Origin of the sequence: Bradyrhizobium sacchari (genome assembly GCF_002068095.1) — a bacterium.
Taxonomy (GTDB): Bacteria; Pseudomonadota; Alphaproteobacteria; order Rhizobiales; family Xanthobacteraceae; genus Bradyrhizobium; species Bradyrhizobium sacchari.
Map to the genome: position 1 here is coordinate 231,343 of NZ_LWIG01000010.1, position 12,980 is coordinate 244,322.

Consider the following 12,980-nt stretch of genomic DNA (forward strand, 5'->3'; position numbering starts at 1 on the left):
TCAAAAGGGGCGCAGCGATGCGCCCCTCTCTTTTTGCCTGACGACAAACGTCAGTACTGCTGCCGCAAGATTTTTCGGATCAGCCAAATCCAGCGCTTGACGATTGGCATTATGTATACCACACTTCACCTGTCCTTCACCAAGGGAGGTTGCAATGCTGGTCGGAGACATTCTGCGAAAGAAGACGCCGCGCGTTGTCACGGTGCGAATGAACGAAACGGTGGGTATCGCCGCCAAACTGATGCGCGCCAACAATATCAGCGCGCTGGTGGTCAAGGACGTGGTCCGCTCCGAGGGCAATACCGCGGTCGGCATGTTCACCGAGCGCGACGTGGTGCGCGCCGTCGCCGAGCACGGCGCCAACGCCATCAACGTCAAGGTCTCGCAGCTGGTGTCGGTGCAGCAGCTCGTCTCCTGCACCTCCTCGGACACGATCGAGCACGTTCGCCATCTGATGAACCGGCATCACATCCGTCACCTGCCGGTCATCGACGATTACAGCCTCGTCTCCGTCATCAGCATGCGCGACATCGCTGCTGCCATAGACGAGGCCATCAACGGCACGCCGCAAGCGGCAGCCTAACAAGCGGCAACTCTTCCCCTGCGACTACCGGCCCCCGGCTCGGATCCTTCCGCGCCGGACCGGATCTTTCGTCCCAAAATCCGGTCTCTGCTCGCGAGGATTTCATGAAGATCTGCATCTACGGCGCCGGCGCGATCGGCGGATATCTCGGGGTTCAGCTCGCGCGCGCGGGCGCCGACGTCAGCCTAGTCGCACGCGGCGCGCATCTTGCCGCGATGCGCGAGCGCGGCCTGACGCTGCTCGCCGGCGAGGAGACGCACACCGTGCATCCGCGCTGCACCGATAATCCCGCCGAGCTCGGCGTGCAGGACTACATCATCATCACGCTGAAGGCGCATTCGATCACCGGTGTGATCGAGAAGATGCAGCCGCTGCTGGGGCCCCACACCCGCATCGTCACCGCCGTCAACGGCATCCCCTATTGGTATTTCTACAAGCACGGCGGCCAATACGAGAACTCGACGCTGGAGAGCATCGACCCCGGCGGCCGGCAGTGGCGCGAGATCGGCGCCGAGCGCGCCATCGGCTGCATCGTCTATCCCGCCACCGAGATCGAGGCGCCCGGCGTGATCCGCCACGTCTACGGCAACAATTTCCCGCTCGGCGAGCCCTCCGGCGAGATCACGTCCGACGTGCAGCGCCTCGCCGATCTCTTCGTTGCAGCCGGCCTGAAGGCCCCGGTGCTCGATCGCATCCGCGACGAGATCTGGCTAAAGCTCTGGGGCAACGTCTGCTTCAACCCGATCAGCGCGCTGACCCACGCCACGCTCGACGTGATCTGCACTGATCCCGCCACGCGCGCGCTGTCGCGCGCGATCATGGTGGAGACGCAAGGAATCGCCGAGACGTTCGGCGTCAAATTCCGCGTCGACGTCGAGCGCCGCATCGAGGGCGCGCGCAAGGTCGGCGCGCACAAGACCTCGATGCTGCAGGATCTCGAGCGCGGCCGCCCGATGGAGATCGACCCGCTCGTCACCGTCGTGCAGGAGATGGGCCGCCTGACCGGGATTGCCACGCCCGCACTGGACTCGGTGCTGGCGATGGTGACGCAGCGCGCCCGCATCGCCGGCCTCTATGACGGCATCTCCGCGCCCACCGATCCGCGCGCACTGGCGGTGGCGTGATGGCGGGCGAGATCAAGCACTGGCTGCGCTTCCGCCATGCCGGCACGACCGGCTTCGGCACGCTGACATCCTCCGGCATCAGCGTGCACGAGGGCGAGATGTTCGGCCGCAATGCCGCGACCGGCAGGACGCTGGCGCTGTCGGAGGTCGAGCTGCTCGCGCCCTGCGTCCCCAGCAAGATCGTCGCGCTCTGGAATAATTTCCACGCGCTCGCCGCGAAACTCAACCAGCCCGAGCCGCCGGAGCCGCTCTACCTGCTGAAGGCCACCACCAGCATCACGACGCCCGGCGCCGTGATCCGCCGTCCTTCCTATTATGACGGCAAGACCACCTATGAGGGCGAGCTCGGCATCGTCATCGGCAAGACCTGCGCGCGCGTCTCGCCAACCGAAGCGGATAGCTTCATCTTCGGCTACACCTGCGTCAACGACATCACCGCCAACGACATCCTGACCAGCGATCCCACCTTCCCGCAATGGGCGCGCGCCAAGGGTATCGACGATTACGGCCCGTTCGGTCCCGTGATCGCAACCGGCCTCGATCCCGCAAAGCTCACGGTGCGCACCATCCTCAACGGCGCCGAGCGGCAGAATTATCCGATCGCGGACATGATCTTCACCGCGCAGGAGCTGGTCAGCAAGATCTCCCACGACATGACCCTGCTCCCTGGCGACCTCATCGCCGTCGGCACCTCGGTCGGCGTCGGCGTGATGAAGGAGCCGGTGAATACGGTCACCGTCGCGATCGACGGCATCGGCGAGCTCACCAACGAGTTTCGGCTGTAGCCCTTTCTCAGTCATTTCGGGCGCACGCCGTCGCGCCCGAAATGAAGGCCCACCGGCCATTCTCGCCGCAGCGCGGCAAAATTGATCCTGCGCAAAACGTGCCGTCGCGGTCGCCCTTATCCTTTCCGGCAATCGATTTCTGATGCCAGGGAGGACGCCATGACGAACGCAAGCAATGCACTCTTGTGGACGGCTATATACTTTGCTCTCTCGTTCGCCGCGATCTTCGTGGTCTGGTTTGCCGACAAGATGCGCTCGCACTTCCTCGGCAAGTGATAGCGGCCTCGCGTCGAAGGTTGCGGTCAGCGCCGCAGCCCGGATGGAGCGCAGCGTAATCCGGGACGCTTGGCGTTGCGCGGACAGACCCCGGATCGCGCTGCGTTCCATCCGGGCTGCGAACCGTGTCTTCGGGAAAACCCGGCAACTCCAGCAGGCCCTTCCACTGTCGGCTGGCGCAACCAGTCGTGGATTCGCGCGATCAGACGCATCCGCGAAGCGCCGCGCCCCTTGATCTCGGTTCCGCTCTCCAATAGCAATCATGGCGAAAATGTGTGCCGGCGTGAGGAAGTCACGATGTGGCTGTTTTTCCTGGTTGCCTGGTTCGGCCTGTTAGCTGTCATCGCGGTGTTCGCACAGCAGGCGTTCGGCTACGACATCGGTCACCTGCCCGCCTGGTTCGCGGCCCTGTCCATGGCGCAGCGCATCGCGAGCGGCGCGATCCTGGCCGCAGGCCTGGCGCTGATCGGCGCAACCGCCTGGCGGCTCTCGCGCCAGGACCGGCGTCTCGACACGCTGCGCGACCGCCTCAAGAAGACCCGGGAGGACGTCGTCGTCGCCCATGCCCTGCAGAACCATCTCGACGCCACCGTACAGCACCTGATCGAGAGCGATCCAAGGGAGGCCGTTTCCGCTCTTCACGACAAGCTGGGCGAGACCGAGCAGCGCGCGCTGCTCCAGCAGGGCCGCAACGAATCCACCGACATGCACGACCAGCTCGCCGAGATCCGCCGCCGCCAGCAGGCGCTGCGCGAGATGGTCGGCAAGGTCGCCGATCAGCGCCGCGCGGTCGAGCCCGTCTTCACCGAGATTCGCGACCGCCAGAACCAGCTCGAACGCTCCCTGCACGATCTCGAGACCGACGACCGCAAGAACAGCCTCGCCGACCGACTGAAGGACATCGCGCGCGACGTGTCGACGCTGCTGACGCGGGTAAGCGCGGTCCAGGACACGTTCGCAACCCTCAACCAGTACAAGGAGGATCTGGCCAAATCCCATGCCGAGCTGGTGCCGCTGCGCTCCTCTGACGCCGGAATCAACGCCCTGATCGGCGAGCTCAGCCTCAGCCATGACCGCCTCGCCAAGAGCATCGACGAGCTCGAGACCGGTGGCGAGGCGCCGCTCGGCAGCCGCGTCGAGACGCTGTCGAAGGACAAGATCGAGATCGAGCAGCGCCTCGCCCGCATCGATGACAGCGCCAATATCCTCAAAGCGATCCGGCTCGACTTCGAGGAGCTTGGCCAGCGCCGGGCCCAGCTCGAACGCGCGATCGCGGAGGTCGAGACCGACGGCGACGGCAGGAGCCTCACCGACCGCCAGAACGCGCTGAACGATTTCGTCCTCCAGTCGCGCCAGCGCCTCGGCGCCTTGCAGGAGACACTGGCGACGCTGAACGCGTTCAAGATCGAGCTGTCGAAGTCGCAAGCCGACCTCGTCCCGCTCAAGGCTCCGGTGTTCGGCATCGAGGCCATGATCACGGAGGTCAGCACCACCCGCGACCTCGTCGCCAAAACCCTCGGCGAGATCGAGGCCAACGCCGGCGTCACCCTTGCCTCGCGCGTTGACGCACTGACGAAAAGCAAACGCGAGGTCGAAGATCGCCTGGCCCGCGTCTTCGAGAATTTCAACGCGCTCGATGCCCTGCGCAAGGACATCGGCGGCATCTTCGCCACGATCAGGAATGGCTTGAACCGGATCGGGTGAGGAGCTGCTCTCGCAGCCCGAAACATCCGGACACATCACATCTGCGCGCGCCCGATCAATGCCGCCAACATGTCGCGCGGGTGCCGCAACTTGGACGCATTCGGGCGCCCTTCTGTGAGGCGTGTCTGGGGGCACGGCATGGCCGTGTTTGGGCCAAACCTTCTAGGGGTGTGACTGTGAAGAAGATTGCATTTGTTCTGGGTGCCACGCTTGCTCTGGTGACGGCCGCCAATGCCGCGGACCTTCCGCGCCGGCAGCCCGTGCCGGTCTATCCGGCTGAGCAGGCCCCGATCGGCAAGATGCCGATTGGCAAGAGCCCCGTCGGCAAGGCCCCGATCGGCAAGGCGCCCGGCCCGGTCGCGGCACGCTACTGACACGCAGACTGCGTAGGCGGCCGACAGTCGAGGGGGCACAGCGTGACGAGCAAAGCTGATCGATCGGGATCCTGCATCCTCGCGGGGCTCGCCCTCGCGGCGATGATCGCCTGCACGACGCCCACCGCCTCAGCCCACGAAGCAAACAAGCGCGTTGCCGACGCCAACGCGCTTGCGACGACCGAGACTGCATCGCGACCTCAGCCGCAAGCGACGCGGCGTCCCGTCGCGCGCGCGGAGAAGGGGCCCTATTACGTCGACTTCCGCGCCCGGACGGCGGCGAGCTGGGGCCACGCCTTCGTCTGGTACGGCAAGACCAGCGAGAAGGCGGTCGAGGTCGCGGGCCTCACGCCAGCCGGCGACACGCTCGCTTACGTGCTCGGTCACATCACCTTCGTGCCGTCCGAGACCGGCGCGAGCTACGGCGATCTCGATCCGGAATATCTGACCGCCAGCTATCGGGTCTACCTGAACGAGGCCGATGCCAAGCGCGTGTTCGCCTACATCAAGAAACTGCAGGCGAACTCGCCGGTGTGGAACGCCGAGACCGCCAATTGCACCGGCTTCATCGGCGACATCGCCGAGTTCATGGGCCTGGAAGTCCCCAATCGCTGGCAGCGTCCGGAAAATTTCGTCAACCGCCTCAAGGAAATGAACGGCGGCCGGCAAATGGTGCGCCTGTCGGCGGAGTAAGCTCTGCCGTCATTGCGAGCGCGGCGAAGCAATCCAGAATCTTTCCGCGGACGGACTCTGGATTGCTTCGCTGCGCTCGCAATGACGGGGGTTGAAGCAGCGAGCACTTATCTAAGACCGTCGCCCTGAGGTGCGCGCTCTGCGGCGCATCCAATTATCCGTTTTACGGACCCCCCTCATCCCCGCATGATCGCCCCGCCCGGCGGCATGATAGACATTTCCCACCCCGGGCGGCATCCTCCCGCCATCAACCGATAACAGGGCGCCTCGCGGGGCGCGGGGGGAAACACATCATGCTGCAGACACGGTTCACAAAGCTCGTCGGCGTCGAGCACCCGATCGTCCAGGGCGGCATGCAATGGGTCGGACGCGCCGAGCTGGTCGCGGCCGTTGCCAATGCCGGCGCGCTCGGCTTCATCACGGCGCTGACGCAGCCGACGCCGGAGGACCTGACCAAGGAGATCACGCGCTGCCGCGACCTCACCGACAAGCCGTTTGGCGTCAACCTCACCATCCTGCCCGCGATCAAGCCGCCGCCCTACGCCGAGTACCGCGCCGCCATCATCGAGGCCGGCATCAAGGTGGTCGAGACAGCCGGCAACAAGCCGCAGGAGCATGTCGACGAGTTTAAACGGCACGGCGTCAAGGTCGTGCATAAATGCACCAGTGTCCGCCACGCGCTCTCGGCCGAGCGGATGGGCGTCGACGCCATCTCGATCGACGGGTTTGAATGCGCCGGCCATCCCGGCGAGGACGACACGCCCGGCCTGATCCTGATCCCGGCCGCCGCCAACAAGGTCAAGATCCCGATGATCGCCTCCGGCGGCTTCGCCGATGCCCGCGGCCTCGTCGCGGCGCTGGCGCTGGGCGCGGAAGGGATCAACATGGGCACGCGCTTCATGGCGACCAGGGAGAGCCCGATCCACCAGTCCATCAAGGAGAAGATCGTCGCCAATGACGAGCGCGAGACCGAGCTGATCTTCCGCACCATGCGCAACACCTCGCGCGTCGCCAGGAACGCGGTCTCGACCAAGGTCGTCGCGATGGAGAAGGAGGGCGCCAAGTTCGAGGACATCCGCGAGCTGGTTGCGGGGGCCCGCGGCAAGATGGTCTATGCTACCGGCAATTCCGACGAAGGCATCTGGTCGGCCGGCCAGGTCCAGGGCCTGATCCAGGACATCCCAAGCTGCGCCGAGCTGATCTCCCGCATTGTGCGCGAGGCGGAGGCGATCATCCGCAGCCGGCTGGAAGGAATGATCGTTCAGCCGCAACGCGAAGCGGCGGAATAGTCACTGCAAGAAGCGAGAGCAATTCATGAAGGCTTACGTCTACGGCCCTGAGGGCGCTCGGATTTCCGACGTCGCTCAACCAAAGCCGAAAGGCACGCAGGTGCTGGTAAGGGTCCGTGCCTGCGGCCTCAATCGCGCCGACACCGGCATGCGCAAAGGCCATGCCCATGGCGCGGCCGGCGGTGTCGGCACCGTGCTCGGGATGGAATGGGCCGGCGAGGTCGCCGAGCTCGGGCCGGATGCGAAGGGTGTGAAGGTCGGCGACCGCATCATGGGATCGGGCGGCGCGGCATTCGCCGAATACACGCTGGCCGACCACGGCCGGCTGTTCCGCGCACCCTCGAACATGAATTTCGAGGAGGCCGCTACCCTCCCCGTCGCGCTCGCGACCATGCACAACGCCGTCGTCACAATCGGCGGCGTGCAGCCCGGGCAAGCCGTGCTGGTCCAGGGGGCCAGCTCCGGCGTCGGCCTGATGGCGATGCAAATTGCAAAGCTCAAGGGGGCGAAGCTCGTGATCGGTTCGTCGACCGATGCCTACCGGCGCGGCCGGCTGAAGGAATACGGCGCCGACCTTGCCGTCGATTCCTCCGATCCCAAATGGGTCGACGAGGTGCTGAAGGCAACGAACGGCGAAGGCGTCGATCTCATTGTCGACCAGGTCTCCGGCAAAGTCGCCAACCAGAACCTCGCGGCAACGAAGATCCTGGGCCGCATCGTCAATGTCGGCCGGCTCGGCGGCACCCATGCCGACTTCAATTTCGACCTGCATGCGGCACGCCGCATCAGCTATATCGGCGTCACCTTCCGCACCCGCACCGTCGAGGAAGTCCGCGAGATCTTCGAGGAGGTCCGCAAGGACGTCTGGGGCGCGGTGGAATCGCGCAAGCTGCAGCTGCCGATCGACAAGGTGTTTTCGTTCGACGACATCGACAAGGCGTTCGAGCACATGGAGGCGAACAAGCACCTGGGGAAGATCGTGGTGACGCTGCCGTAGATGTCGTTCCGGGGCGCCCGAAGGGCGAACCCAGAATGACTGGGCCGAGGAAGCATCCGCTCCTGCAACTCACTTGCGACTACAGCTGTGGATCGCCGCTTGATGTTCACCGGCGGGNNNNCCCCGCCATGAGCGCACAGCACAACAAAACCTCGGTCGCGGCCATCTCGATCTTCGCCAGCGGCGGCATGGCGGCGGCCAAGTTCGTGGTCGGGATCGCGATCGGCTCGCTGGCGCTGATCTCCGAGGCCCTGCACTCCTCGATCGACCTGGTCGCGACCATCATCACTTGGGCGGTGGTGAGGGTGTCCGACAAGCCGGCCGATGACGAGCACCACTACGGCCACGGCAAGCTGGAAAGCATCTCCGCCCTCGGCGTCACCGCCTTGCTCTACGTGCTCGCCGGCGGCATCCTGGTCGAGGCCTATAGCCGGCTGCGCGAGGGCACACCGCCGCCCACCATCTCGGCCGTGCCGTTCGTGGTGCTGGTGATCGACATCGTCGTCAATCTCTGGCGCGCCCGCGCCCTGCACCGCGCCGCGCGCGAGACGAGGAGCCAGGCGCTCGCCGCGGATGCGCTTCACTTCGCCTCCGACGTCATGGGCTCCTGCGCCGTGATCGTCGGCCTTATCCTCGCCGCCCTCGGCTTCTGGTGGGGCGATGCCGCGGCCGCGGCCGCGGTCGCCGTGATGATCGCCGCGCTCGGCCTGCGCATGGCCGGCTCGACCGTGCAGACGCTGGTCGACCGCGCGCCGGAAGGTGCGCTGGAGAAGGCCACGGCCGCGATCCGCGGCGTGCCCGGCGTGATCGACGTCGAGCGGCTGCGCGTGCGCATGGTCGGGGCGACCACCTTCATCGACACCATCGCGAAGGTGCCGCGGACCTACCCGATCGACCGCGTCGAGGACATCAAGCGCAAGGTGCAGGCCGCCGTCGACAAGGCGTTCGGCGATGCCGACCTCACCTTCACCCCGGTCCCCGTCGCGCGCAACAACGAGACCGTCCGCGACCGCATCATGGTGATCGCGCGCAATTCGAGCCTCGCCATCCACCACGTCACGGTCCACGATCTCGGCGCCAAGCTGATCGTCAGCATCGATCTCGAGGTCGACGCCGGGATGCGGCTCGATGCGGCCCATGACATCGCCAACACGCTGGAGCGCAACATCCAGGAGGAGTTCGGCGAGGACGTCGAGGTCGACGTCCATATCGAACCACTGGAACCGGAACTGCCGTTCGGGGTCGATGCAGCTCCGGAACGGGTGCAAACCATCGCCACCGCGCTGGCCGAATTCGCCGGCGAGGGCGAGATCCACGACATCCATAATGTGCGCGTCCGCAACACCGAAGCCGGCGAGATCGTCAACTTCCATTGCCGCGCCGCGCCGTCAATGAGCGTGATCAAGGTGCACGAGCACGTTGACGCGATCGAGCGCGCATTGCGCCGTGCGTTCCCGAGCGTGAAGCGCGTGATCAGTCACGCCGAGCCGCCGCGCGAGTGACGCAGCATCTGCGCAGAGTCACGCGTTCTCGTTTCGGACTCATCGCGCACGTGAGTTTGCGGGCCCACGGCGCACAAACTCCGCATTGGATAAGAATAAATTCGCGTTAACGATTCGTTGACTCTCGACAGCCCGGCAAAACTGGATTCAAATCGGTGTGATTCGGAAGCGACGTGGGGCTGCTTCCGAGCTCAAGTTGCAAGCTGGTTTTCAGGGGGCCGAAGGCATGTCGCGTGCAGACGCCGCGAACGCGTGCGTCCAATCCGATTCGATCAAGGGATTGGCGCAATCGATCGCGAAACCTGCCTATCACCGGCTCCTGATCGCAGAGCCGGCGTTGCGCCGTGCCGTGCCGACGCTCATCATCGCGTTCCTGATCACGATCTGCCTCGGCGCGTTCGTGCAAGTCGTCGACCAGACGCGCCAGAAGCGGCTGGTGATCCGGCACGACATCTCCGCGCTCGCCGATCTGCTCGCCGAGCGCATCGACCGCCTCACCTCCTCGCGGATCGAGCGGCAGAAGAACATCGAGCGCATGCCGGCGCTGCTGCCCGACCTGATCCCGTCCTGGGGCACCGCGACGGGCCGCCACGTCATCGTCACTTCGGCCGGGATCGACCGCCGCATCCTCGCCCGCATTCCCATCGACAGCGATCCTTCCGGCAACGACCGCCTGCTCGATGCCATCACCACGGCCCAGCTGCTCGCAGCGCCGCCCCGCGACGGCAACATCTCCGACATGACGCTGCCGAGCGGCAACGCCGCGATGGCGACCTCGCGCCAGATCAAGTCGCTGCCCGGCTTCGTCACCGTGATCCAGGAGCGCAACGAGCCGATCTGGGGCTCGGACGCCGCGCTTTCGGTGACGCTGTCGGCGACCACCGGCTTCGTCGTCCTGATCCTCGGCTTCGCCTTCCACTGGCAGTCCACCCGCGCCCGCGAGGGCGACCTCATCAACGACGCCGTGCGCGGCCGGATCGACACCGCGCTGAACCGCGGCCGCTGCGGATTGTGGGACTGGGACCTGTCGCGCGGCCGGATCTTCTGGTCGCAGTCGATGTTCTCGATGCTCGGCCTCGACGGCCGCAACGAGCTGCTCACCTTCGGCGAGGTCAACGCGCTGGTGAAGTCCGACGATATCGACCTGTTCGAGATCGCCGACCAGCTGATCTCCGAGAAGATCGACCACATCGACCAGACCTTCCGCATGCAACATGTGGACGGTCACTGGATCTGGCTCCGCGTCCGCTGCGAAAAGACCCGTGGCGCGACCGATTCCAGCGTGCACCTGATCGGCATCGCCGTCGACATCACCGAGCAGAAGAGCCTCGCCGAGCGGACGGTCGAAGCGGACCTGCGCCTGCGCGATGCCATCGAGACCATTCCCGAAGCCTTCGTGCTGTGGGACGCGAGCGACCGCCTCGTGCTCTGCAACTCGCATTTCCAGCGCCTGCACAAGCTGCCCGACAGCGCCGTCATCCCCGGCACCTCCTACGAGACCGTGCTCGAGGTCGGCCGCATGCCGGAGGTGCGCACCCGCCACAACGAGACCGCGAGCCAGGGCCCGGGCGCGCGCACCTTCGAGGCGCAGCTCGACGACGGCAGCTGGCTGCACATCAGCGAGCGCCGCACCAAGGATGGCGGCTACGTCTCGGTCGGCACCGATATCACCCGCATCAAGGAGCACGAGCAGAAGCTGGTCGACAACGATTTGCGCCTGCGCGCCACCGTCATCGACCTCAAGCGCTCGCAGGCTGCGCTGGAGCGCCAGACCAACGAGCTCGCCGACCTCGCCGAGAAGTACCAGCGCGAAAAGACCCGCGCCGAGGAGGCCAACCAGACCAAGTCGAAATTCCTCGCCAATATGAGCCACGAGCTGCGCACGCCGCTCAACGCCATCATCGGCTTCTCCGAGATCATGGGAAGCGGCATGTTCGGCGAGCTCGGCAGCGAGAAGTACCAGGAATACTGCCAGGACATCCTGACCAGCGGCCATTACCTGCTCGAGGTCATCAACGACATCCTCGACATGTCCAAGATCGAGGCCGGCCGCATGAAGCTCGACATGGAAGAGCTGGACCTCGCACGGACGCTCGCGGAGTCGCTGCGGGTCGTCTCCGGCCGCGCGCAGGACAAGCACCTGACGCTCGATGCCGATATCGCAAAATCCATCTCGGTCGTCGCCGACCGCCGCGCCACCAAGCAGATCATCGTCAACCTGCTTTCCAACGCCGTGAAGTTCACGCCCGACGGCGGACGCATCGTGGTGCGCAGCCGGCAGCTCGAGGACAGGATCGTGCTGATGATCGCCGACACCGGCATCGGCATCGCGCCGCATTCGCTGGCGCGGCTCGGACGCCCGTTCGAGCAGGTCGAGAGCCAGCTCACCAAGACCTATCATGGCTCGGGGCTGGGCCTCGCCATCGCCCGCTCGCTGACCCAGCTCCACGGCGGCTCGATGCGGCTGCGCTCGAAAATCGATGTCGGCACCATCGTCCGCGTGACCCTGCCGCGCGACGCCGCCAGGGCAGCATCCGGGATTTCCGCCGCGGCTTGAGGCGGCGCGAGCTACATGCCTGCGGCCATCCTTCGAGACGCCCGCCTTCGACGGGCCCTCAGGATGAGGGCACAGTGCGTGGCAGCAGCTTCAAGGGAGCACAATGGCGCGGAGCCTCATCCTGAGGAGCGCGCCCGGCGCGTCTCGAAGGACGAGGCCCTTGCTCGGATCTACAATTGCAGCGTCGGCGCGACTTCCCGCGCGACATTGACCAGCGCCGCGATCAGCGGCGTCATCGGGTCGCGCTGCGGGATCACCATGCCGATGCTGTAATTGACCTCGGGGTCGACGATCGGGATCGAGCGCACCGTATCGGACAGGCCGAGCGTCTCGGCGAGCTTGGCCGGCATCACGCTCGCCCAGCGTCCCGTCTTCACATGCGTGAACAGCACCAGCAGCGAGTTCGAGGTCAGGGTCGGTGTCGCCTCCGCGCCGACCGAGCGCAGCGCGCGGTCGATGATGCGGCGGTTCTGCATGTCGGGCGTCAAGAGGCACAGCGGCACCTGCCCGACCTCGGTCCAGGTCACCGTCTCACGGTCGCCGAACATCGCATCGGGCGCGGTGAGCAGGCGATAGCTCTCGTTGTAGAGCGGAATGGTGCGCACCTTGCCGATCGGCTCGTTCTCGATATAGGTCAGCCCCGCGTCCACCTCGAGATTTTCGAGCAGACCGAGCACCTCCGATGACGTCGTCGACTGGATGCGGAAGCGCACCTCGGGATGCCGCGCGCGGAACGGCGTCGTCAGCGAGGCGACCATGCCGAGCACGGTCGGGATCGCGGCGATGCGGATCTCGCCGGAGAGCTGGTGCTTCAGCCCGTTGATCTCGTCGCGCATGGCACGGGCATCGCCCACGATCCGCCGCGCCCAGTCCAGCGCCCGCTCGCCCTCCGGCGTAAACCCCTGGAAGCGGGAGCCGCGCTGGACCAGCATCACGCCGAGGATCTCCTCGAGCTGCTTCAGCCCGGTCGACATGGTGGGCTGCGTGACCCCGCAGGCCTCTGCTGCGCGTCCAAAATGCCGCTCCTTCGCCAGCGCCAGCAGCAGTTCAAGCTTGTCGATCAACCGGTCGTCCCCTCGGATTCTATGTCGGCGTG

Annotated in this window: 11 protein-coding genes; 10 read left to right on the top strand and 1 reads right to left on the bottom strand. The window is 65.8% G+C overall.

What is annotated here, in order from left to right; genetic code table 11:
* Positions 1-154: 154 nt before the first annotated feature.
* The 10 genes from A5906_RS14680 to A5906_RS14725 all read left to right on the top strand — a co-directional run bounded on the left by A5906_RS14680 (position 155) and on the right by A5906_RS14725 (position 11,884).
* Positions 155-583, top strand: coding sequence for a CBS domain-containing protein (locus tag A5906_RS14680; protein ID WP_080135937.1), 429 nt, complete (start codon positions 155-157; stop codon positions 581-583).
* Between the two features lie 104 nt (positions 584-687).
* Positions 688-1,707 carry a 2-dehydropantoate 2-reductase gene (locus A5906_RS14685; protein WP_080135940.1) on the top strand — a complete coding sequence of 340 codons (1,020 nt, stop codon included), beginning with the start codon at positions 688-690 and terminating at the stop codon, positions 1,705-1,707.
* Positions 1,707-2,492 carry a fumarylacetoacetate hydrolase family protein gene (locus A5906_RS14690; RefSeq protein WP_080135941.1) on the top strand — a complete coding sequence of 262 codons (786 nt, stop codon included), beginning with the start codon at positions 1,707-1,709 and terminating at the stop codon, positions 2,490-2,492. The genes A5906_RS14685 and A5906_RS14690 overlap by 1 nt, the downstream gene beginning before the upstream one ends.
* A gap of 573 nt (positions 2,493-3,065) precedes the next feature.
* Complete coding sequence (locus A5906_RS14695) at positions 3,066-4,472, top strand: hypothetical protein (RefSeq protein WP_080136129.1); 1,407 nt, start codon at positions 3,066-3,068, stop codon at positions 4,470-4,472.
* 170 nt (positions 4,473-4,642) lie between these two features.
* On the top strand, positions 4,643-4,846 hold the full coding sequence (locus A5906_RS14700) for a hypothetical protein (RefSeq protein ID WP_080135944.1): 204 nt from the start codon (positions 4,643-4,645) through the stop codon (positions 4,844-4,846).
* Between the two features lie 42 nt (positions 4,847-4,888).
* Positions 4,889-5,539: a hypothetical protein gene (locus A5906_RS14705; RefSeq protein WP_080135946.1), complete on the top strand. Its 651-nt coding sequence runs from the start codon at positions 4,889-4,891 to the stop codon at positions 5,537-5,539.
* Between the two features lie 293 nt (positions 5,540-5,832).
* Complete coding sequence (locus A5906_RS14710; protein ID WP_080135948.1) at positions 5,833-6,828, top strand: NAD(P)H-dependent flavin oxidoreductase; 996 nt, start codon at positions 5,833-5,835, stop codon at positions 6,826-6,828.
* A gap of 25 nt (positions 6,829-6,853) precedes the next feature.
* On the top strand, positions 6,854-7,825 hold the full coding sequence (locus tag A5906_RS14715) for a zinc-binding dehydrogenase (RefSeq protein WP_080135949.1): 972 nt from the start codon (positions 6,854-6,856) through the stop codon (positions 7,823-7,825).
* 128 nt (positions 7,826-7,953) lie between these two features.
* Entirely contained in the window at positions 7,954-9,327 is a 1,374-nt protein-coding gene (locus A5906_RS14720; RefSeq protein WP_080135950.1) for a cation-efflux pump, read from the top strand.
* A gap of 226 nt (positions 9,328-9,553) precedes the next feature.
* Positions 9,554-11,884, top strand: a complete 2,331-nt coding sequence (locus tag A5906_RS14725) for a PAS domain-containing sensor histidine kinase (protein WP_080135951.1) — start codon at positions 9,554-9,556, stop codon at positions 11,882-11,884.
* Between the two features lie 170 nt (positions 11,885-12,054).
* Here A5906_RS14725 and A5906_RS14730 read toward each other — a convergent pair whose 3' ends face one another.
* The gene (locus A5906_RS14730; RefSeq protein ID WP_080135952.1) at positions 12,055-12,948 is read right to left on the bottom strand and encodes a LysR family transcriptional regulator; all 894 of its coding nucleotides are present in this window, start codon (positions 12,946-12,948) and stop codon (positions 12,055-12,057) included.
* Between the last annotated feature and the right edge of the window lie 32 nt (positions 12,949-12,980).